The 20,694-nt window shown below is 69.0% G+C and carries 26 protein-coding genes; 10 read left to right on the forward strand and 16 right to left on the reverse strand.

Annotation, left to right across the window (positions count from 1 at the left end; translation table 11 throughout):
- The first annotated feature begins 68 nt into the window (after nt 1-68).
- On the forward strand, nt 69-551 hold the full coding sequence (locus tag QQA13_RS13780) for a DUF456 domain-containing protein (RefSeq protein WP_108470362.1): 483 nt from the start codon (nt 69-71) through the stop codon (nt 549-551).
- Between the two features lie 63 nt (nt 552-614).
- Nucleotides 615-2,387: a DUF885 domain-containing protein gene (locus tag QQA13_RS13785; protein ID WP_108470361.1), complete on the forward strand. Its 1,773-nt coding sequence runs from the start codon at nt 615-617 to the stop codon at nt 2,385-2,387.
- Between the two features lie 3 nt (nt 2,388-2,390).
- On the opposite strand, the gene QQA13_RS13790 is transcribed toward QQA13_RS13785, so the two are convergent.
- The 3 genes from QQA13_RS13790 to QQA13_RS13800 all read right to left on the reverse strand — a co-directional run bounded on the left by QQA13_RS13790 (nt 2,391) and on the right by QQA13_RS13800 (nt 3,921).
- Nucleotides 2,391-2,723: a TfoX/Sxy family protein gene (locus tag QQA13_RS13790; protein WP_108470360.1), complete on the reverse strand. Its 333-nt coding sequence runs from the start codon at nt 2,721-2,723 to the stop codon at nt 2,391-2,393.
- A complete protein-coding gene (gene trhA / locus QQA13_RS13795) occupies nt 2,720-3,388 on the reverse strand; it encodes a PAQR family membrane homeostasis protein TrhA (RefSeq protein ID WP_108470359.1) in 669 nt (222 codons plus the stop codon). Before trhA ends, QQA13_RS13790 begins: the two co-directional genes overlap by 4 nt.
- Before the next feature lie 98 nt (nt 3,389-3,486).
- Nucleotides 3,487-3,921, reverse strand: a complete 435-nt coding sequence (locus tag QQA13_RS13800) for a hypothetical protein (RefSeq protein ID WP_428992306.1) — start codon at nt 3,919-3,921, stop codon at nt 3,487-3,489.
- Nucleotides 3,922-4,299: 378 nt separating this feature from the next.
- Between QQA13_RS13800 and QQA13_RS13805 the strand changes: the two genes are divergently transcribed.
- From QQA13_RS13805 to cls, 4 genes are all read left to right on the forward strand, one after another.
- Nucleotides 4,300-4,965 (forward strand): energy transducer TonB, encoded by a 666-nt coding sequence (locus QQA13_RS13805; RefSeq protein ID WP_108470357.1) that lies wholly within the window; start codon nt 4,300-4,302, stop codon nt 4,963-4,965.
- 151 nt (nt 4,966-5,116) lie between these two features.
- Nucleotides 5,117-5,683, forward strand: coding sequence for a cysteine dioxygenase (locus tag QQA13_RS13810; RefSeq protein ID WP_108470356.1), 567 nt, complete (start codon nt 5,117-5,119; stop codon nt 5,681-5,683).
- A gap of 31 nt (nt 5,684-5,714) precedes the next feature.
- Nucleotides 5,715-7,082: an FAD/NAD(P)-binding protein gene (locus QQA13_RS13815; protein ID WP_108470355.1), complete on the forward strand. Its 1,368-nt coding sequence runs from the start codon at nt 5,715-5,717 to the stop codon at nt 7,080-7,082.
- 19 nt (nt 7,083-7,101) lie between these two features.
- A complete protein-coding gene (gene cls / locus QQA13_RS13820; protein ID WP_108470354.1) occupies nt 7,102-8,496 on the forward strand; it encodes a cardiolipin synthase in 1,395 nt (464 codons plus the stop codon).
- 17 nt (nt 8,497-8,513) lie between these two features.
- On the opposite strand, the gene QQA13_RS13825 is transcribed toward cls, so the two are convergent.
- Nucleotides 8,514-8,948 carry a hypothetical protein gene (locus QQA13_RS13825; RefSeq protein WP_234411243.1) on the reverse strand — a complete coding sequence of 145 codons (435 nt, stop codon included), beginning with the start codon at nt 8,946-8,948 and terminating at the stop codon, nt 8,514-8,516.
- Nucleotides 8,949-9,006: 58 nt separating this feature from the next.
- Between QQA13_RS13825 and QQA13_RS13830 the strand changes: the two genes are divergently transcribed.
- Nucleotides 9,007-9,657: a nicotinamidase gene (locus QQA13_RS13830; RefSeq protein WP_108470352.1), complete on the forward strand. Its 651-nt coding sequence runs from the start codon at nt 9,007-9,009 to the stop codon at nt 9,655-9,657.
- 132 nt (nt 9,658-9,789) lie between these two features.
- On the opposite strand, the gene QQA13_RS13835 is transcribed toward QQA13_RS13830, so the two are convergent.
- Complete coding sequence (locus QQA13_RS13835; protein ID WP_108470351.1) at nt 9,790-9,978, reverse strand: CPXCG motif-containing cysteine-rich protein; 189 nt, start codon at nt 9,976-9,978, stop codon at nt 9,790-9,792.
- Nucleotides 9,979-10,061: 83 nt separating this feature from the next.
- Nucleotides 10,062-10,517: a putative toxin-antitoxin system toxin component, PIN family gene (locus QQA13_RS13840; protein WP_108470350.1), complete on the reverse strand. Its 456-nt coding sequence runs from the start codon at nt 10,515-10,517 to the stop codon at nt 10,062-10,064.
- Nucleotides 10,518-10,582: 65 nt separating this feature from the next.
- Between QQA13_RS13840 and QQA13_RS13845 the strand changes: the two genes are divergently transcribed.
- Nucleotides 10,583-10,837 (forward strand): hypothetical protein, encoded by a 255-nt coding sequence (locus QQA13_RS13845; RefSeq protein ID WP_108470349.1) that lies wholly within the window; start codon nt 10,583-10,585, stop codon nt 10,835-10,837.
- Here QQA13_RS13845 and QQA13_RS13850 read toward each other — a convergent pair.
- The 4 genes from QQA13_RS13850 to QQA13_RS13865 form a co-directional block, all read right to left on the reverse strand.
- Nucleotides 10,834-11,547, reverse strand: coding sequence for an HAD family hydrolase (locus QQA13_RS13850; RefSeq protein ID WP_108470348.1), 714 nt, complete (start codon nt 11,545-11,547; stop codon nt 10,834-10,836). The genes QQA13_RS13845 and QQA13_RS13850 overlap by 4 nt on opposite strands.
- 24 nt (nt 11,548-11,571) lie before the next feature.
- Nucleotides 11,572-12,240: a TonB family protein gene (locus tag QQA13_RS13855; RefSeq protein WP_159082142.1), complete on the reverse strand. Its 669-nt coding sequence runs from the start codon at nt 12,238-12,240 to the stop codon at nt 11,572-11,574.
- A 66-nt stretch (nt 12,241-12,306) separates the two neighbouring features.
- Entirely contained in the window at nt 12,307-12,828 is a 522-nt protein-coding gene (locus QQA13_RS13860) for a DUF6630 family protein (RefSeq protein WP_108470346.1), read from the reverse strand.
- A gap of 2 nt (nt 12,829-12,830) precedes the next feature.
- Nucleotides 12,831-13,205, reverse strand: a complete 375-nt coding sequence (locus QQA13_RS13865; RefSeq protein WP_108470345.1) for a YciI family protein — start codon at nt 13,203-13,205, stop codon at nt 12,831-12,833.
- 67 nt (nt 13,206-13,272) lie between these two features.
- Between QQA13_RS13865 and tsaA the strand changes: the two genes are divergently transcribed.
- Nucleotides 13,273-13,845, forward strand: a complete 573-nt coding sequence (tsaA, locus tag QQA13_RS13870; protein WP_108470505.1) for a tRNA (N6-threonylcarbamoyladenosine(37)-N6)-methyltransferase TrmO — start codon at nt 13,273-13,275, stop codon at nt 13,843-13,845.
- Here tsaA and QQA13_RS13875 read toward each other — a convergent pair.
- Both QQA13_RS13875 and QQA13_RS13880 read right to left on the reverse strand, forming a co-directional pair.
- On the reverse strand, nt 13,840-14,085 hold the full coding sequence (locus tag QQA13_RS13875) for a hypothetical protein (protein WP_108470344.1): 246 nt from the start codon (nt 14,083-14,085) through the stop codon (nt 13,840-13,842). The two genes, tsaA and QQA13_RS13875, sit on opposite strands and share 6 nt — an antisense overlap.
- A 230-nt stretch (nt 14,086-14,315) precedes the next feature.
- Nucleotides 14,316-15,959 (reverse strand): L,D-transpeptidase family protein, encoded by a 1,644-nt coding sequence (locus QQA13_RS13880; RefSeq protein WP_108470343.1) that lies wholly within the window; start codon nt 15,957-15,959, stop codon nt 14,316-14,318.
- A gap of 173 nt (nt 15,960-16,132) precedes the next feature.
- On the opposite strand from QQA13_RS13880, the gene QQA13_RS13885 reads away from it, so the two are divergent.
- A complete protein-coding gene (locus QQA13_RS13885) occupies nt 16,133-16,834 on the forward strand; it encodes a murein L,D-transpeptidase catalytic domain family protein (RefSeq protein ID WP_108470342.1) in 702 nt (233 codons plus the stop codon).
- A gap of 22 nt (nt 16,835-16,856) precedes the next feature.
- Here QQA13_RS13885 and QQA13_RS13890 read toward each other — a convergent pair whose 3' ends face one another.
- The 4 genes from QQA13_RS13890 to QQA13_RS13905 form a co-directional block, all read right to left on the reverse strand.
- Nucleotides 16,857-18,527 (reverse strand): trehalase family glycosidase, encoded by a 1,671-nt coding sequence (locus tag QQA13_RS13890; protein ID WP_108470341.1) that lies wholly within the window; start codon nt 18,525-18,527, stop codon nt 16,857-16,859.
- Between the two features lie 84 nt (nt 18,528-18,611).
- Nucleotides 18,612-19,013, reverse strand: coding sequence for a J domain-containing protein (locus QQA13_RS13895; protein WP_108470340.1), 402 nt, complete (start codon nt 19,011-19,013; stop codon nt 18,612-18,614).
- Complete coding sequence (locus QQA13_RS13900) at nt 19,010-19,720, reverse strand: hypothetical protein (RefSeq protein ID WP_108470339.1); 711 nt, start codon at nt 19,718-19,720, stop codon at nt 19,010-19,012. The genes QQA13_RS13895 and QQA13_RS13900 overlap by 4 nt, the downstream gene beginning before the upstream one ends.
- A gap of 3 nt (nt 19,721-19,723) precedes the next feature.
- On the reverse strand, nt 19,724-20,572 hold the full coding sequence (locus QQA13_RS13905; RefSeq protein ID WP_159082141.1) for a DUF2167 domain-containing protein: 849 nt from the start codon (nt 20,570-20,572) through the stop codon (nt 19,724-19,726).
- Nucleotides 20,573-20,694: the final 122 nt, after the last annotated feature.

The following is a 20,694-nucleotide window of genomic DNA, read 5'->3' on the forward strand; positions in this document are numbered from 1 at the left end:
TGCCTCAATCGATCATGGGTTGTGCGACCGGCATGCCCGTCGCGTGTCCCAATGATGGAACCTGCCCGATGGATATTGCGCTGTACGTACTCGCCGCCCTGCTGATCGCCGGTGGCCTGGCTGGCGCCGTGCTGCCGGCGCTGCCCGGCATCCCGATGCTGTTCGGCGGCATCTGGCTGGCCGCGGCGGTGGACGGCTACCGGCATTTGGGCCTGTGGTGGCTGTTGATCATCGGCGCGCTGGGCACGCTCGGGGTAATCGTCGACTTCGTCGCCAGCACGCTGGGTGCGAAGCGCGTCGGTGCCAGCAAGATGGCCCTGTGGGGTGCGTCGCTGGGCACCCTGCTGGGCATGTTCTTCGGCATCCCCGGCCTGCTGTTCGGGCCGTTCCTGGGTGCGCTGGCCGGCGAGCTCGCCTCCGGCACCAGCGTGCTGCGCTCGACCCACGTCGGCATCGGCACCTGGCTGGGCCTGCTGTTTGGCACCCTGGTGAAACTGGTGCTCTCGTTCGTGATGGTCGGGCTGTTCGGGCTGGCGATGCTGTTCGGCTGAGCTTCCGGCACATGCCTTCGGCACGCGCAGCGTCCTAGGCTGGACTTCCCCAGGGAGAACACCATGCCCAGACGCCTCGCCTTCGCCTTCGCCGCCGTGCTGACCACGACCGCTTCGCTGCACGCCCAGACCGCACCGCCAGCCTGGATCGCCCGCAGCAACGCCGACTCGCAGATCCTGCTCGAGCAGATCGCCCGCTTCAGCCCGGAGTTCGCCTCGCAGGTGGGCGTGTCCGGCTACGACGACAAGGTCGCCGACCTCCGCCCCGGCGCGGACGAGCGCTCGCGGGCCGCGCTGGTCGTGGCGAAGGCGAAACTGCAGGGCTTGCTGGCCACGGAGCAGGACGCCAACGTGCGGCAGGACCTGCAGATCCTGATCAAGGCCGCCAGTGAACAGATCGAGGGTATCGACCTCAACCGTCAGTACCTGCTGCCGTACACCGACGTGGGCCAGCTGGTCTTCAGCGGCGAGTTCAGCCTGCTGAAGGACGACGTCGCCGCGGCGCGCCGCCGCTCGGCGTTGCAGCGCTTGCAGTGCTACGTGGGCAAAACGCCCGGCTGCACGCCGATCGCCGAGCTGGCGAAGGCGCAGACCGTCGCCCGGCTCGGCGACAAGGCACTGCTCGGTCCGTACAAGGGCGAAGTCGAGCAGAAACTCGCGAACAGCCAGCGCTATGTCGACGGCATCCGCCAGTTGTTCGCCAAGTACAAGCTGGACGATGCCGAGGGCAAGGCTGCACTGGACGCGCTGGACACGCAGCTGAAGGCGTACGACGGCTGGGTGCGTGGCACCGTTCTGCCACGCGCGCGCAGCGACTTCCGTCTGCCCGAACCGCTGTACGCATACAACCTGCGCCAGGTCGGCATCGACATCCCGCCACAGCAACTGATGGAGCAGGCGCAGCTGGAGTTCGTCGAGCTGCGCGGCATGATGCAGGTACTGGCGCCGGTGGTGGCGAAGGCCGAAGGCATCGATGCCACCGACTACCGCGACGTGCTGAAGGCGCTGAAGAAACAGCAGCTGGGCCGGGACCAGGTGGAGCCGTGGTACCACGAGGTGCTCGGCCACATCGAGGACACCATCCGCCGCGAACGCATCGTCACCCTGCCGCAGCGCAAGATGCAGATTCGTCTGGCCTCGGAGGCCGAGGCGGCGCAGATCCCGGCGCCGCACATGGACCCGCCGCCGTTCATCAACAACCACGGCGAGCAGGGCACCTTCGTGCTGACCATGGGCAACCCGGGCAAGAACGGCGACGCGACCCAGGCCTACGACGACTTCACTTTCAAGGCCGCCGCATGGACGCTCACCGCGCACGAGGGCCGGCCGGGTCACGAGCTGCAGTTCGCGGCGATGGCCGAACGCGGCGTATCGCTGGCGCGCAGCCTGTTCGCGTTCAACAGCGTCAACGTGGAAGGCTGGGCGCTGTATGCCGAGGCCGAGATGCTGCCGTACGAGCCGCCGGCCGGCCAGTTCGCCGCGCTGCAGGCACGGTTGATGCGTGCGGCTCGCGCCTGGCTCGACCCGATGCTCAACCTGGGCCTGATCACGCCCGCGCGTGCACATCAGGTGCTGGTCCACGAAGTGGGCCTGTCCGAGGCGATGGCGCAGCAGGAGATCAACCGCTACACGTTCGACTCGCCCGGTCAGGCCAACGCCTATTTCTACGGCTACCTGCGCCTGCAACAGCTGCGCCTGCAGACCGAGCTGGCGCTGGGTCCGAAGTTCGACCGGCTGGCGTTCAACGATTTCGTGATCGGCCAGGGCCTGCTGCCGCCGGAACAGCTGGCCGAAGCCGTGCGCACGCAGTTCGTGCCGGCGCAACGGAAACGCTGAGCGTCAGCGCCGCGCGCTCTTCGCCAGCCAGCCGGCAAGCTGCACGGTGTCGCGACTGAGCGCAGCGGGCAGCACGATGTAGTGCCGGCTCGGCGCCGCGCCGGGTTTCGCGATCAGCCGCGCGGTGCCTTCCAGCCGCAGCAGCGCTGGCTGGTCGGCGGGTGCCAGTTTCAGCGCCAGCCCGCCTGGTGTCAGCCATGCGCACGGCTTCTCGGCGAGATACGCCATCAGCCCGCCGAACATCGGCTTGAAGCGCAGTTCGTGCGGTCGGCCCAGGTGGGTGGCCGCATCCTCCAGTTCGCGGCGCAGCAGCGCGAGGCTCGCCGGCGTGCTCATGCCGGCGCGTCGGGAATCACGTACAGCAGCACGGCGAGGAAATGCAGCACGCTGCCGGCCAGCACGAACACGTGCCACAACGCATGGTGGTACGGCAGTCGCCGCCACAGGTAGAACGGCACGCCCAGCGTGTAGGCCAGCCCGCCCGCGAGCAGCAGTGCGGTGCCGCCAGTCTGCAGGTGCTGGCTGAGCGGCTCGAACGCGATCATGCCGATCCAGCCCATGCCCACGTACAGCAGCACCGCCAGCTTGTGATAACGCTTGAGCAGGCCCAGCTCCAGCGCGGTGCCGGCCAGCGCCAGCGTCCACACGGCCACGAACAGGCTCCAGCCCCATGCCCCGGGCAGGGCGACCAGGGTAAACGGCGTGTAGGTGCCGGCGATCAGCACGTAGATCGCGATGTGGTCGAGCGCGCGCAACGTCGGTTTGGCGGCCGCCACGGGAATCGAGTGGTACAGCGTGGAAGCGGTGTACAGCAGCACCAGCGAGGTGCCGAACACCGCGCAGGCCACCACGGTCAGCGCATTGCCATGCAGGGCCGCGAACGCGACCAGCGTCGCCAGCCCGGCGATGCTGAGCACGATGCCGAGGCCGTGGATGATGCTGCTGGCAAGCTCGTCGCCGAAGCTGTAGCGCGGGATAACCGCACCGGATGTGACAGACATGCGGGACTCCTGGGGAATGCGAGGTGCGAGGGCATACCTTAACCGGGGTGTCCGCGCCCGACTATCGTGGCGCATGGTCGCCCCGGCACCCTGTCACGTCATTCGATGATGAACGCGCCGAACGCCACGCCCAGGTTCCAGCCCTCGCCCTTGCCGCTGAGCGCCAGCGAGACGTTGCCCTTGGTCAGCACCTGCGCCGCCGCCGACTTCTCGGCGCCGGCATGCGCTTCGGCATTCGCGTAATGGCCCAGCACGTCGCGCACGTTGCTGGCGCCGCTGAACTTGCCCACGCCGTCGGTGATCTTCGTCTTGCCGAAGGTCAGCCCGCCACCCTTGGCACGCAACTTCACCTGCAGGCTCTGGCCGTTGCTGCAATGAACCGTGCCGCTGCCGCTGGCGGTCTTGTAGAACACCGACCAGCCGGACAACTGGAAACTCATCTTGCAGGAAATGTCGTCAGCCCGCACCGGCGCGCCAGGCAGCAGGCCGGCACAGGCCAGCCCCGCCACGGCCGTCCACTTGATCAGGTTCATCATCGTTCCTCATCGCATGCCGGCTGCTTGCCGGAGGTCGATTGTTGCAGGACTGCCGCGTTCGCGGTGAACACTGTCGTGAAAACCGCCTTCACGAAGAATCCACACCGGATCGCTGCCGCGGCAGCGCACGATCCATTGGCGGGTGTGACCCCTACCACCCGCGTTCCACATTCCGCCCCGCCTCCCCGCGGGGCTTTTTTTGCCCGTCGCGACCGCGCTGCCACGATCCCGCATTTGGCCATCCAGCCGTCCGCTTGCGCAAGCGTATTCCATGGGCATACGCTGCAGACGCGGCGACACGATCCCCCTGCTCACGCAGCGTGGCTGCCGCGACACCCCTACCAAAACCAGCCACACCGAAGTCAGGAGGTCGCCATGTCGTCCGCAAGCCTGGCCGTAGCTCATCGTACCCACCCCGACCGCACACGCATCGCCGCCATCAGCGCCGCGATCGCACTCAACCTGGCCGTGATCGTGATCGCCACGCGGCCGACCGGCCCGACGCTTTTCCACGTGATCGAACAGATCAGTCCGGCACCCACGATCCGCCTCGTCGAGCCGGAACCGCCCCTGCCTCCGCCGCCACCGGTCGAGATGACCCCCTTGCCGCACCCGCCCGCCGTGCCGGTCGCGCACACGCCGCCGTTGCCGGCCAACCCGCCGGCGGTCGTGCCCAGTACCGAAGGCAACGTCGCCGCGCCGCCGGTCGCCACGCCGACCCTGCTGCCGAGCGCCACGGCGCCAGGGCCGGCACTGACGGCGCCGGTCGAGGCCAGCCTGGCTTACCGCTCGGCCCCGCTGCGCTTCCCCACCCGCGCCCTGCAGCAGCGCATGCAGGGCACGGTGCTGCTGCGCGTGCTGGTGGACGAAACCGGCAAGCCGGTGCAGGTGGTGGTGGAACGCGGCAGTGGCTACCTGCTGCTCGACCGCAGCGCCGCCGAGCAGGTGCTGGCCGGCTGGCAGTTCCAGCCGGCGCTGGTGAACGGGCGGGCGGTGCGGGCCTGGGCACGGGTGCCGGTAACGTTCGACCTGCGCGACTAGCACTTTCGCAGCGGGCGTCCGGTCGGCGGATGCGCCGGCCGGACGCCTTTTTGCGCGCCCGCGCCAGTGCCTGCAGCGATGCCGCCGGCTTACGTGGCTTTAACGATATGCATGCTCCACTGGCGCCCATTCACCCTGCCAGGTTCCACGCATGGGCAAGCACCCGCCTCTCCTGAAAACCCTGCGCGCGATCGCGCTGGAACACGCCGCCGTCGAACACCCCGACCTCGCCACGATGGCGCGCGATCTGGGCCGCGTGGTGCATCAGGATGCCTCGGTGCTGGCCCGGCTGCGCCAGCGCCAGCGCGGCTTCGAACGCTGGCTGCTGGCCGAGCGCGGCAAGCCGCCGGTCAGCGTGCTGCTGCTGGCCTGGCCGCCGAACCACGCCACGCCGGTGCACGACCATGCCGGTCCGTGGAGCCTGCAACTGACCCTGGTCGGCGCGCTGGAAGTGCAGTCCTACCGCCGCGACACCGACTCCGGCGAACTGGGCCTGCACGGCCGCAACTGGCTCGGCCCGGGCGACAGCGCCTGGTTCGAGGGCGACCGCGGGCTGGCGCACCGCTGCCGCAACCTGTCTCGGCACGACACGGCGCTGTCGCTGCACGTCTGCGGCGGCGAGCTGCCCGGATACTTCGCCCGGGAGCAGGCCGAGTCTGCCGGGCACCGGGTCGCGCCGCCACGACGCAGCGCCATCGCCGGTCGCCTGCCCGGCTGATCCACCCGCCACCACACGCACGGGGAGTTCCATGTTTCGACGGGTCGCCATCATCGGCGGCGGTGCCGCGGCCGCCACGCTGCTCAGCGAACTGCTGGAGCACACCTCGCCGCAGCCGCTGCAACTGGACTGGTTCACCGGCGGCGGCACGCCGGCGCGCGGGGTGGCCTACGGCACCGCTTCGGAACGCCACCTGCTGAACGTGCGCGCGGCCTCGATGAGCATGTTCGCCGGCAAGCCGCGCGGCTTCCTGGATTTCGTGCAGCGCGACGACCCCACCATCGCCGGCACCGATTTCCTGCCGCGCCGCCGCTACGGCGACTACCTGGAGGCGGAAGTGGCGCGCGCGCTGCAGCAGGGCAAGGCGCGCGGGCACCACGTCAACATCCTGCCATTCGCGGTCGACGCGCTGGTGCCCGAGTCGGGTGGCGTCACCGTGATCCACGGCGAGGAAAGCCACCCGGCCGACGCTGCCGTGCTGGCGCTGGGCGCGCTGCCGCCGCAGCCGCTGGCCGGGGTCGGCGCCGCAGCGCTCGCCAGCGGCCGTTACGTGGTCGACCCGTGGCGCCTGCTCGCCGACACCGGTGCACTGCAACCGCCGCCACGCAAGGTGGTGCTGATCGGGCTGGGGCTGACCGCGGTCGACGTGTTGCTGGAACTGTCCGCGCAATGGCCGCAAGCCGAGTTCGTCGCGATCTCCCGCCACGGCCGCTTTCCCGAGGCGCACCTGCACGCCGCCGCCGCGCCCGCCGACGACGGTGTCGCGCTGGTCGAGGCGATGCACGACGCACCGGAGATCCGCCGCTGGATGCGCCTGTTGCGCGAGGCAATCGCGCAGGAAGGCAGCGAATGGCGCGCCGTCGTCGACGGCCTGCGCCCGCACCTGCCTGGCCTGTGGGCCGAGCTGTCGCCGGAGCAGCGTGCGCGCTTCATGCGCCATGCGCGCTGGGCGTGGGAACGCGTGCGCCATCGCATGCCACCGCAGGTGTGCGAGACGATCGCCGCGCTGGAAAGCGATGGCCGGCTACAGCGCCGGTACGGTCGCGTGCAGGCGGTGGACGCTGCCGGCAATGCGCTGCAACTGAGCGTGAGCCACGCCGGCGCGACCCGTCTGCTGGATGCCGACCTGGTGATCCAGACCGTCGGCCTGGAGACCGACCTGCGCCGCTGCAACCACCGGCTGGTCAGCCAGCTGCTCACCAACGCGCACGTCATCGCCGATCCGCTCGGCCTCGGCGTGCAGGCCGACAGCGACGGCCGCCTGCGCCACGGCGAGCAGTACTGGCCGAACCTGTTCGCCATCGGCAGCCTGCTGCGCGGCACGCTGTGGGAATCCACCGCGATGCCGGAAATCCGCCAGCAGGCTCGCCACCTGGCCAACCAGCTGCTGGGCGACTGAGCGGCCCGCCGCGCCCGCGATGAACGCCAGCGCACTCACCGCCTGCATCGCCCTGCTGCACCTGCTGGGCCTGTTCGCGGCGATGCACGCGGTGATGCACGCGCGTACGCCGCAGGGTGCGATCGGCTGGACGCTCGGCCTGCTGTTGCTGCCGTACGTGACGCTGTTGCCGTACCTGTACCTCGGTTCCAGCCGCTTCCTCGGCTATCGTGCCGGACACCATGCGCCACTCGCGCACGCGCTGCCCGCGACCATGGACACCGCGCCGCCAGTCGACCCGGGCTGCGAACGCTACGCCGCGATCAGCGCGCTGCAGGGCCGGCCGTTCCGAGGCGGCCACCGACTGCGCCTGCTGATCGACGGCGATGCCGCCTTCGACGCCATGCTGGCGGCGATGGCCGCGGCCGAGCACAGCCTGCTGGTGCAGTTCTTCATCATCCACGACGATGCGCTGGGCCGGCGCCTGCAGCAGGTGCTGCTGGAACGTGCCGCGGCCGGCGTGCGCGTGTGCGTGCTGTTCGACGGCATCGGCAGCCACGCGCTGCCGCGGCGCTACGTCGAGACCCTGCGCGCGGGCGGCGTGGCGATCCACCGCTTCGCAACCCACCGCTGGCGCAACCGCTTCCAGCTGAACTTCCGCAACCACCGCAAGATCGTGGTGGTGGACGGCGTGCGCGGCTTCGTCGGCGGGCTCAACGTGGGCGACGAGTACCTGGGCCTGAAACCGCCGCTGGCACCATGGCGCGATACCCAGCTGGAGCTGCGCGGACCGGCGGTGGCCGACCTGCAGCGGCTGTTCGCCGAGGACTGGCAATGGATCACCGGCGCGTCGCCGCCGTTGACACCGGCACCGCCCGCCGAGGGCGACGCCAGCGCGCTGGTGGTGGCCAGCGGCCCGGCCGACCCGCAGGAAACCGGCTCGCTGTTCTTCGCCGCCGCGATCAACGCGGCGCGCCAGCGCGTGTGGCTGAGCACGCCGTACTTCGTGCCCGACCACGCGGTGCGCGCGGCGCTGCAGCTGGCGGTGCTGCGCGGCGTGGACGTGCGCGTGCTGATCCCGTCGCGGCCGGACCACCGCACCGTGTTCCTTGCCTCCACCCTGCACGCCTACACGGCGGTGCGCGCCGGCATCCGGGTATTCCGCTACCAGCCCGGCTTCCTGCACCAGAAGGCGCTGCTGATCGACCGCGACACCGCCGCGATCGGCAGCCTGAACCTGGACAGCCGCTCGTTCCGACTCAACTTCGAAGTCGCCGCCCTGGCCGTCGACTCCGCCTTCGCCGCCGAGGTGGCGGCGATGCTGAGCGAGGACTTCAGCCGCGCCCGCGCCATCGACGAACGCGAGTACCGCGAGGCGCCCTACCTGCGCCGGGTGGCGATGCACGTGGCACGCTTGTTCGACCCGCTGCTTTAGGCGAGAGCGGAACGACGCTACCTGCGTCCGCCGAAGCGGCGGCGCCAATCACCGCTGCACAACGCCCAGCCCACGTAGATGCCGACGGCCACGCCGAGCAATTCGCACAGCGCGCGCAGACCGATGTGGTCCGGGTCGTGCACTTCGGCGAGCTTCACCTTGAGCAGCTGCAGCGACTGCAGTCGGCCGTAGTTGAAATAGAACAGGTTCCACAGGTCGCCGCTGGCGGTCAGCGCCGTCGCCAGCAGGAACGACCAGCCGATCTGCGGGCCCCAGCCCCAGCCGTTGCGCCGGCCCAGCCAGTGGAAAACGAAAAACAGCAGCAGCGCTGCCGTCGCGGCGATCAGGCCGGCCTGGAGCCCGCCGACGATCCCGTAACCCATCCATGACTGGTCGTACTGCATCGCGCGCCCCTGAACCGTGTTGCCGCTACGGCGCACATTATGGGTCATGGCGGCGGATCACAGCGCGCACGCTAGACTTGGCGGGTCTTCGCCGCACTTCCATGCCATGAGCCAGCCTCTCTCACCCCATGCCGCGCTGATCGTGGTCGACGTGCAACCGGATTTCATGCCCGGCGGCACGCTGGCCTGCCACGAGGGTGACGCGATCGTGCCGGGCATCGACGCATTGCTGCGCGCGCGCCGCTTCCGCCACGTGGTCGCCACCCAGGACTGGCACCCGCGCGGGCACGTCTCGTTCGCCAGCGCGCACCCCGGCCACGCGCCGTTCGAGCAGATCGCGCTGTACGACCAGCCGCAGACGCTGTGGCCGGAGCATTGCGTGCAAGGCACGCCCGGCGCCGTGCTGCATCCAGGCATCGACTGGTCGGCGCTGGATGCGGTGATCCGCAAAGGCAGCGACCCCGGCGTGGATTCCTACAGCGGCTTCCGCGAAAACCACGGCCCGCACGGCGCGCGCCCCAGCACCGGGCTGGCCGGCTGGCTACACGAGCGCGGCGTGGACGAAGTGGTGGTGTGCGGGCTGGCGCGCGACGTGTGCGTGCTGTGGACCGCGCAAGACGCGGTGGCGCTGGGCTTTCGCGCCAGCGTGCTGTGGGAGCTCAGCCGCCCGGTCACGCCGGCCAGTGATGCGACCACCCGCGCCGCGCTGCAGGCGCAGGGCATCGGCATCGTCGGGCGCACCGCGTTCGCCGGGTAACGTGAAGTCCCGGCTCCCTCCCCTGCGACGCAGGAGAGGGCTGGGGTGGGGTGCTCTTGATCTTTGCCGCCCGCGTGACGCCCCTCACCTGAAGGACGCTCTGCGGTCGGCAACCTCCCGGAGGAGCCTGCGTCAGGCCTCGTTCTCGCCGCTGGCGCGCACCTGCGGCTCGCCGTCGTCGTCGATCTCCACCGTCAGCGTGATCGGCCGGCAGCACACCTGGCAGTCCTCGATGTACTGCTGGCTGGGGATCGAGGCGTCGACCAGGATTTCGATCGGTTCGCCGCAATACGGGCAGTCGATGGTGTGTGGCGTAAGCACAGGGGCGTCTCGACAGACGGGCGCACAAGTACAGCACAGCACAGCACCGGCGACGATGCGACGACGAGAACCTGCACAGGCTCTTACCCCTTGTGCGGCGACCAGGCCTGCGGCAGACCGATCCAGAACAGCGCGTCGCGCTTGCAGCGCGAGGCCAGTTTCAACAGCTCGTTGTCCTTGCTGACCAGCCAGCGCGCACCCGACGCCTGCGCCAGTTCCAGGAATTTCTGGTCGTCCGGGTCGGCGCAGCGCGGCAGCGGCACATCGAGCGACGCGGTGGCCCGTTCGTCCGGCAGGCAGCGCACCAGTGCATCGAACGCGGCCTCGATCGCCGGCCGCGTGGCGTCGCTGACCGGCAGCTGCGGGTAGTGCAGCACGCGCAACCATTCCTCGCGGCAATCGGCACGCGTCACCGCTTCGATCGTGCCGCGCTGCATCGCCACGTGCAACGCGGCGGACTGCGCGTCGCGGAACAGGAAGATGTCCAGGCACACGTTGGTGTCCAGCACGATGCGCGGTGGCGAGGGGTCGACAGTCATCGCGCCATGATGCGTCAAGCGGGCCACGCGATACACTGCACACTTTCCGAGCGGAACCGTCGTCCATGGCCGAGCGCGAGTTCAACGATTACCTTGCCCGCTCCGGTGCCACGCTGGAAGGCTCGCGCTACGCCGCGTGGCTGGCGATCACCCCGCGCCGCCACGGCTTCCCGGTGTACTACGCGATCTGCGAAAACCGCAGCTTCCGCGACAAGGACATCGCCGAAGCTGCCGCCGCCAAGGCGCTGGCCGACATAACGGGGCTGGAAGCGGACGGCACACCGATCTTCCCCGAGGGCTACACCGGTTTCGACGACTAGGCCGCCAGCTCGCGCAAGCGTTCCACCGCCACCGGGATCGCCGCCGGCGCATCCACCGTGAGCATGCGCGGCTCGTCGGCAGCCAGGCCGTTCTCCAGTTCGTGCGCCCAGGTCACGTGGTACGGCAGGTGCACGCCCCAGCCGCCCAGGCGCAGCACCGGCTCGATGTCCGAGCGCAGCGAGTTGCCGACCATCGCGAACTGCGCCGGCTGCAGATCGAATTCGCCGAGCACGCGGCGGTAGGTGGCGGCGTTCTTTTCCGAGACGATCTCGATGCGGCGGAACAGGTCGGCCAGGCCGGACTCGACCACCTTCTTTTCCTGGTGGAACAGGTCGCCCTTGGTGATCAGCACCACCTCGTACCGCTGCGCCACCGCCTCGACCGCCTCGCGGATGCCGGGCAGCAGCTCCACCGGATGCTGCAGCACGGACTTGCCCAGCTCGACCAGGCGATGGATGTCGGCCGCCGTGATGCGGCCATCGCTGACCGCAATCGCGGTTTCCACCATCGACAGCGCCATGCCCTTGGCGCCGTAGCCGAACAGCTTGAGGTTGCGCTGTTCGGTGGCCAGCATGCTGTCATGCACGTGCTGGTCGCCCAAGTCGACGTAGCGCGCCATGATCGCGGCGAACGCCTCGCCGGCCTGGCGGTAGTAGCCCTCGCTGTGCCACAGCGTGTCATCGCCGTCGAAACCGATCAGTTGCAGCATGCTTGACTCCCTCCGGCTCGCCTTTCAGCGTGCCGCTCCAACCGCCGAGCCCGTCGCCGAGCCACCATCGCCAGTAATCGCCATCAGGCCGTAGGAAAACGGCATGCTGAAAGTCGTAGCCACTGGTCGGCCATCAATCCACTCCGGCTTCGCCTGCAGAGCCTGCATTGCCTCCCGCGCCGCCCGTTCAAAGACCGCCATCGAATGCCCGGGACCCCCAGCGAGTTTGCCTGAAACCTTGATGTCACTAACCCGCACATTCGTGACTGAACCGTCCGGCTGGGCGGTCGCCTCGATCCGCATGCTCGCCTCGGTACGTGCGCGCATCATGTCGGCCGGATATTTCAGCGCCTTCGTGAAGGCCAGGCTGGGGCCGTTGGATAAAGGGACGACACGTACGCCGTACTTGTCCGGTCCCTGCTGCAGAATTTCGAACTTGATCCGCTCGTAGGTACGCGCCGTGACCGCGACCCCGTCTTTCATTACCGGCTTGAACTGCCAATGTGCCACCGCCTGCTGGATCGAGCCGGCAAACATGGCAGGCAGATCATCCGGTGGCGTGGCCCGGGCAACATGGCCTTGCGTGTCGATATCCAGTGCCACATCGGCGCGATAGCTGCGCACCACCTGTTGCGCGGCAACCGCGTCGATGCAGAGCAGGAACAGAAGCATGCTTGCGATGGCAATTTTCACGGAGTCCCCCTGTCATGTGCCGCATCGGATCGGCGCTGGCAACCAGCAAGCACCCACCAGTCACGCTCAGCCGAAGTCGCTGCCCAGGCGCAGGTTGATGTGCAACGCGGTGGCCAGTTCGCGCATCGGCTCGTTGTCGCGGCTCAGCGTGATCCAGCCGGCGTACGAGTCGTCCTCGGTTTCCCACGTCCACAAGGTATAGCCGGATTCGGCCAGGCGATCGTAGGCGATGCCGAGCAGGCTGCCGGCATCGGCATCGTCGAAATAGTCGTCGTCGTCTGGATCGCCGGCCCAGTCGATCGACAGGTTCCAGCGCGCGCTGAGTTCGTCCAGCGCCTGCACCAGCGAGCGCAGGTCATCCTCGGCGACCATGAAGCCGGAGCGCCAGTCGATCACCCGCGCGACCAGCGCCACCGGTTCGGCGTCGCCGTCTTCGGCGAGCGCCTCGCGATATTCGCCGAACTGCTGCAGCGCGGTCTCCTCGTCGCCGGGGTTGATCAGCAGCAGCAGCTGCCACACCCGGGCTTCAACCGAGTCGTCCTCGTCGTCGACATCGCGGTCGTCGTCGAAATCGTCGTCGTCGCGCATGCTCACGCGCCCACCCGCTGCCGCACCCGGTCCATGTCGCGCACCGGGCGCACCTCGATCGCGCCGGTGCGCGCCCACGGGAAGGTCGAGGCGATGCGCAGTGCCTCGTCCATGTCGGCAGCCTCGATCAGGTTGAAGCCACCCAGGTACTCCTTGGTCTCGGCGAACGGACCGTCGACCACGCTGCTGCGCTGGCCGCGCACGCGCAGGGTGCGCGCCGTGGCCGGGTGTTCCAGCTGCTGCGAGCCGAGCAGGCAGCCGTTGGCCTGCAAGTCGTCGGCGTGATGGAGGCAGCCGCGCATCAGGTTGTCGAATTCGCCTTCCGGCAACGCCTCCAGCAAGGCGTCGTCGCAGTAGATCATCACGAGAAATTTCATGGCGTCCTCGGCGGGGAACGGTTCACGGAACCGTGGGGAAGCAGTGCGAACGTGGATAATGCCGCACATGACCACCGTGCACGATACCCCCGGCGCATTCTGCTGCCATCCGATCGCGTTCGTGCGCTCGCCGTATGCGCAGCGCATCGACGCGCCGCACCAGCCCACCGTGGTGGCCGGCACCGAGACGGGGGCGGCGGCCGAGGCGGTGATCGAGTTCGTGGCGGATTTCCCCGCGGCGGCCTGGCGCGACCTGGCCGGTTTCGAGCGGATCTGGCTGCTGTTTGCCTTCCACCGCAGCGAGGGCTGGAAGGCCGAGGTGCGCCCGCCGCGCGGCGGCGGCAAGCGCAGCGTGCTGGCGACGCGCTCGCCGCACCGACCGAATCCGATCGGGCTGTCGGCGGTGGAGCTGGTCGCGGTCGAAGACGGCGCGTTGCGCGTACGCGGGGTGGACTTGCTCGACGGCACGCCGATCCTCGACATCAAGCCGTACGTGCCGTACGCGGACGCGTTTCCCACCGCGCGCGCCGGCTGGATCGATGCGATCGACGCGACGCAGGGCCGGCACTCCGCGCCCGGGCCGCGCAAGCCGCGTTCGGCGCGGCCAGGCGGCACTGACGACGACGTCAACCCGTCATGAGCAGCTACCGCAGCAGGTGCTGCCGCCGCTGACGTGGATCTGCCGCGGCTCGGACACGCGGGCGGCCTCGTAACCCGCCTCGTGCAGGGCGGTGATGACCTGGCCGGAGGTCAGCTGTGCCGCCACGTCGATCTGTCCCGCGACGGGATCGCCGGTGACTTTCGCGGTGGCGTCATGGGCCCGCAGGATGGCGGCGATGGCGCCGGTGTCACCGGCAAAATCCTTCACTTGGAACAGCATCGGTACGATCTCCAGGGTTGAGGGCGGCACATCCGCCGGGCGCGATGGTGACCGGCGACCCGCCCGGGCGCCCTGACCGGGATCAGGGCAATCCCGCTCGGTGAGACTCACGCTGGGCACACTGCCCCGGCCGCTGCGGACCTCCGCCGCCGGCGCCCGATGCACTGGCAGTGGATCGGTTCAACCCTTGGCCGCGTCCGGCACTCCCGCCGGTGCGGCTTTTTTTCGCCTCAGGGCTGCGCCGGCACGGGAGCCGTGACGGCTGCCGGCAGCCACGGCGACACGCGCGGGCGTTCCAGTCCGGCGAGCAGCGGCGGATCGCGCTGGTAGACGTCGGGGCGGAAGCCGACCCGGCCGTCCTCGCGCAGGTCCACCGTCCAGTACGCCAGTAGCAGTGTGACCGGCTCGCGCAGCATCACGGTCTGCGTCTTCAGCGTGTCGATCGCGCGGTCGATCCCGGCCCGGTCCCAGCGCGCAGGGTCGTCCAGCAGCAGTTCGGCCAGCTCGCGCGGGCGCTCCACCCGGATGCAGCCGGAGCTGTTCGCGCGCTGCTCGTTGGCGAACAGTTCCTGGTGCGGCGTGTCGTGCAGGTACACCGCGTAGTCGTTGGGGAAGCGGATCACCAGCCGCCCCAGCGAATTGCCCGGGCCGGCGTCCTGGCGCAGCACGATGCCGCGCGGATGGGCCCAGTCCACGCTGGCCGGCGCCAGCTCGCGGCCCTGGCCATCCAGCACGCGGATGCGGTTGGCGGCGAGGTAGCCCGGGCTCCTGCGCAGCTTCGGCAGGATGTCGTTCTTCAGGATGGTCGGCGGCACCGTCCAGGTCGGGTTGAGCGTGAGGTAGGTGATCTTCGACTTGAACACCGGCGTGCTGCGATACGGCTTGCCCACCTGCACGCGCGAACGCCACACCGGTTTGCCATCCTTGTAGTAGGCCACCTGGTAGCCGGCGATGTCGACCACCACGAACCTGCCCTGCAACTCATGCAGCAGCCAGCGCGCGCGCTCCAGGTTCGCGCGCAACTGGTCGATCCGTGCCGCGACTGGCACGTTCAGCGCGGCCAGGGTGGCCTTGCCCAGATGGCCATCGGGTGCCAGGTATTGTTCGCGCTGGAACTGCTCCAGCGCGGCCTCCAGCGCCGGGTCGTACAGGTCGTCCACGCCCTCGCCCACCGGATAGCCGGCCAGGCGCAGCCGCTGGCGCAGCGCCGGCACGCGCGGATCGCGGCTGCCCGGCTTCAGCGTGGGGCCGTCGGCCAGCGTCGACCAGCCGCCCTGCGCCGCCACCTCGCGCAGCTTCGCCAGCGCCATGCGCAGCTGGCCGTACAACGGGTTCTGCGGCCGTGCCCGCGCGAACAGCTCGCCAAGCGTGCCTTGCGCCAGCGCATCGTGCACCGCCTTGAGGCCCTGCGCCTGGTCGAGCTGGCGCGGGTCGTAGTTCCAGTGCGTGTCCAGCGTGGCCGGATCGACCTTGCCGCGATACAGGTGCAGCAGCGCAGCGAGGCAGGCATCGGTGGCCAGCAGGTCGAACTGCGCGCGCTGCTGCGGCGTGGCCCGTGGATCGCTCAGCACGCTGCGCCGACGCTGCAACTCGCTCAGCGCATAGTCTTCCGGATCGAGGCCGTCGCCAGCCACGTTGCCCAGCGCGGAAAGCAGCTGGTCGAGATCGCCCGGGCGCGTCCATGCCGGCGCGAACCGGCTCTGCTCGTAGAACACTGCCGCCGCGTCGCCGGGCGTCCGGGCGGCATCGGCATCGACATGCACGCCGCGCCACTGCTCGACCCGCTCGCGAATCTGTTCGGCCACCGGGCTCAGCGGTTGCTCCAGCGCAGGCTGTTGTGCATGCACCGCCGTTCCCGACAGCAAGCCCAGCATGGCGATGCCCTGAATGACACGGAAAAATCTGGGCGGCACGACACGATCCTGCGCAAGGGAGTCCCGCCTGTCATAGCACAGTCGCCTGCCCGTCGCGCCCGACGGGTTCTTAACAAGGGGCTGCTAGGATCGACGACCGCACCGCCCGAGCCCGCCCCCGCCAAGCCGTTCCGATGAGCCGATTCCTGCGCCACGCTGCCACCCTGACGCTGTTCCTCGCCGGCTGTTTCGTCGCGGCACACGCCACGGAACCCTCGCTGCAGGATGCGCTCAGCCGGCTCGCGCCGAACGCGAATCCCAAGGTGATCGGCCTGGCGCTCGCCGCTACCGAATGCGCCGCCGCGCAGGGCCAGCCTCCGTCCGACCGGCTGGCGGTGATCGACTATTCGAAACCCTCCACCGAGCCGCGGCTGTGGGTGTTCGACCTGGCCAGACGCAAGCTGCTGTACCACGAGCTGGTGGCGCACGGGCGCAACACCGGTGAGAACCTGGCGACGGCATTCTCGAACCGGCCGGAGAGCCTGCAGTCCAGCCTGGGCCTGTTCCGCACGCTGGGCACCTACGCCGGCCACAACGGTTACTCGCTGCGCATGGAAGGCCTCGAACCGGGCACCAACGACCATGCGCTGGCGCGCGCACTGGTGATCCACGGCGCGGCCTACGTCAACCCCGCACTCGCCCGCCAGCAGGGCCGCATCGGTCGCAGCTACGGCTGCCCGGCCGTGCGCACCGCGATTGCGCGGCCGCTGATCGACGCCCTCAAGGGCGGCCAGTACGTGTTCTCCTACTACCCCGATGCACGCTGGCTGAGCGCTTCGCCGTACCTCAAGTGCAGCAGCGGACGCGCCATGACCGCGAGCCTCGCCGCGCCCTGAATCCGCGTCCGGCGCATGCCCCTCACGGATTCCCGGAGGGCTCCCGCAGCAGCGCCTGCATCTTCAGATAAACACCGTTGCTCCAGCCAAAGCCGATCACGTTGGCGGTGTAGCCGGCGCTGATCTTCACGTCGGCGTTGCCGCTGACCATGTTGTATTTCTCGCGGATGGTGCCGTCGTGGGCGAGGCTGCGATCGATGGTGGCGGTGAATTCGCGCGCGATGCGGCGGGCGTCGTCGTGGAAGCCGTAGGCGTCCAGCCCGGCCGTCGCCAGCCAGTTGGTCGGCGCCCAGCCGAACGGCGCATCCCATTGCGCGCCGCTGGCGTGGTCGCTGGTCTGCAGGCCGCCCTTGCGCTCGAAGATGCCGAGCTTGCCGCGCAGCGACGCGGCCTGCGCCGGCGAGGCCGCACCGGCCCACAGCGGATAGAAGGTGGCGACGAAGTGATAGCCGGACGGCTTGCCGCGCACGAAGTCGTAGTCCATGTACATGCCCTGGTCGGCACGCCACAGGTACTTGTCGATTGCCGCACGTCGCGCGTCGGCGGCGCCGGCCCAGCGCTTGGCGTCCGCATTGTTGCCGAGCTGCACGGCGAAATCGTGCAGGTCGCGCTCGTAGCGGTACAGCAGGCTGTTCAGATCCACCGGCGCGTAGTGGTGGGTGGAGCCGCCGAACGGACCCATGCGGAAGCTGGTGTCGAAACCCGACTCGCGCATCGCGCGATCGCCGAGATAGTAGTCAGCGCTAAGGCGATAACCTTGCGACCAGGCGCCGGCGCAGACCTTCGAGGCCTCGACGTCGCAGCTGGCGGTCTTGAGCCGTACGACTTCCGCCGCGTCCGGATGTTCGGCGGCCCTGACCAGGTAGCCGGGATCCTCCGACGGGTGCGCGAGCAGCCAGTCGATCACGCCGCGCAGGTAGCGGCTGTCGCGCATCTCCAGCACCGGCGCCGCGCCGCCGTAGTCGTAGTAGCGCGCCAAGCCAGTGGCGCCGGCCCGGTGTTCCTTGCGCGTCCAGGTGGAGTAGTCGCGCACGGCGAGCGGATACGCGTGTTCCAGCCACGCTTGCGCTTCGGCCTTGCTCTTGAAACTGTCCGGGTCATCCAGCACGGCACGGATCATTAAACTCAGGAACGGCGGCTGCGAACGGGTCAGGTAATAGCTGCGGTTCGCGTTGAGCACCGCGCCGTAGTACTGCACCTCGAACAGCGCGTTGTCGACCATGTCGCGCGCCAGCGCCTCGCGGTGGTCGGCGACCAGGCCGAGCACGATGAAGTAGCTGTCCCAGCCGTACATCTCGTTGAAGAAGCCGCCTGGCACCACGTATGGATGCGGCAGGTAGAGCAGGCCCTGCCGCGGCAGCGAAGTCGGCGCGATGTCGCCAAGCTGGCCGATCGCTCGGGGCAGCACGTGCACGTCGACGTTGCAGCGCTTCTTCACCGCGGCCAGGTCCGGCGGCGATGGCAGGTCCGCGGGCAGGTACAGCACCGGCTGCGTGCCCACCTTGGGATCACGCAGGGCCGAGCAGTCGTCCATCGAACGCGTCAGCGTGGTCCATGCGTGGTCGATGTAGGCGCGGGTCTTCTGCGCATCGGGCTGGAGGGCCGCCGCAGCGGTGGCGAACATGACCCACAGTCCGCACAGCGCACACCGAAGGAATGACTTCATGATCATCAACCGATGCCGTGGGCACATGCGTGACAGCGTGTAACCATCGTCCCGCCGGCGCAACCCCGCGATTGCGCGGAGCACGTGTTCCGCACCGCCAACGGCTGCCGGCTATCCGCGCCGCAGCCGGCTCGCGATGTCGTAGGCGGCATTGATCTCCCGGGAACGCTGCTCGGCCAGTTGGCGGAGATCTTCGCCGAGCCGGGCCACCTTGTCCGGGTGGTACTGGCTGATCTGCTGCCGGTAGGCACGCTCTATGTCGTCCAGGCTGGCGGATTCGGCAACACCAAGCACCTGGTACCACGCGGGTGGCGGCGCGGGCGGCGGCGCATCGCTCCATGCCGGGCCGTAGTCGCGCCAGTGGCCGTTCGCGCGGCCCTGCCGGTCCTGTCCATCGGGCGGCCGGGGCGACGACCGGTCCTGCTCGCCGGTACCCGGCGAAAGCAGGTGACTGACCAGCCGGTAGCCGAAGAACAGTCCGGCCAGAATGACGACGACCTGGGTGAGGGTCATGGCGTGTTGTCCTCGAAGTGCGTCAGGCAGGCCTGCAACGAATCGCTGGCGGCACTGCCCGGCTCCACGAAATCCAGGCTGGTGCGAATCCGCCCGCGCAGCAGATCAAGCAGCGTTGCCTGCTGCGCAGGCGACAACATCGACGCGGCGGCGCGACGCAGGTCGGGAACGGCTTGCTGTCGCAGGCTGATCTTCCTGACGATGTTCAACGCGAACGGCGCGCACAGCAGCGCGTCGAAGGCCAGCGCCAGCACCGCCCGCGGCGAAAGGTTCAGTGCCTTCCGGCAGCGATACACCTGGGCCAGCATCGCCACGATCACCAGGTAGGTCAGCAGCAGCCAGCCCAGCAGCACCGCATGCGAACCGAACCAGAGCGCGCATGGCAAACCCGCGAAGAACAGGCCCAGCAGCAGCCACGTCCACGGCGCCAGGGTCGCCAGCGTGAACCGGACGCGCTGCCATCGCACCCGCTGCAACGGCGATGCCGTGCCGGACCAGGCCAGCCGCAGCAGCACCCGATGCGGGCAGCACGGGTTCGGCAGAAACAGGTGCCGGCCGCCAAGCTCCAGTGACGAACCACCGGAGACGACGAAACCACGCCGCCGCGCCTCCAGCACCACCTCATCGTGGAACAGCAGCAGGGCGGCGTCGTACAGGTACAGGCCAAGCACGCCGCCCATCAGCAACCACGGTTCGGTCAACGCCATCCCTCAGCGCTTCTTCACGAAGAACGACTTGAACCTGGCGCCCACGGCCGCAAGGCCAACCAGCAGGAACTTCCAGGTTGCCGCCAGGAAGCCGCCGATCACGGCGAACAAGCCTTTCTTCGCGGCAACCGCCGCGGCTCCCCCGGTGATGAGCGCCGCCAGACCATAGGCCGCGACGTGATCGCCGGGCTGGTACTCGCCATAGGTTTCGCCAGGCGAGAACTGGAAGCCCGGCACCGTCTCCTTGAAGCTGCCGATGGAGTGGCCGAGCTTGTCCGGAGCCGTGGCGACCACCACCTGCATCACGCCATAGCGGCCCAGCAGGCGGGTGTTGTAGTTCACCACCTGCTGCTGCGTGCTGACGTCCTCGGCCAGGATCGACCAGGCCAGCGACTTGAGCTGGGTGTCGTATTCGGGCTTCGCACTCCAGCCAAGTACCCGCAGCTCGTCCCAACCGTGCGAGCGCCGCTCCTTGTTGCTTTGCTCGGTGCCCTTGCGGATGGAGTCGAGGATGTCATCGGGATCGATCTGCTCGTTGTCCTTGATGTAGCCGGTATCCGCGTACGTGAAATACGCCACCCAGTCGCCTCTATCGTCCACCAGCGCGTACTCGTCCTCATCGTTCGAGGGATTCTGCATCAGCAGGTTCAACGCCTTGGTGCCCTTGTTGTCCAGGAACGCGTAACCCTTCGGCACCTGCAACGAGGCGTGCGTGCCCAGCGAAACGGTAGTCGGCCCCCGCTGCCAGGGCAGCGCCTCGATCGGGTTGGTTTGCGGGTCGGTTTGTGCGGTGACGGGCGCGCACAGGCATGCCACAAGCAGTGCCGCAAGCACTGGAAACAATCGCTTCATCCTTTTCCCCTGTTGATCCGTGAATATCCCCATGCATGGCGTGCAGCCCCCGCTGCGTCGGCGACAGCACGCTCCGTGGAGCGTGTAGCGGACTCGCCATGCCTGCGCACTTTGACGCCGGG

The organism is Rhodanobacter thiooxydans, assembly GCF_030291135.1.
GTDB classification, from domain to species: Bacteria; Pseudomonadota; Gammaproteobacteria; order Xanthomonadales; family Rhodanobacteraceae; genus Rhodanobacter; species Rhodanobacter thiooxydans_A.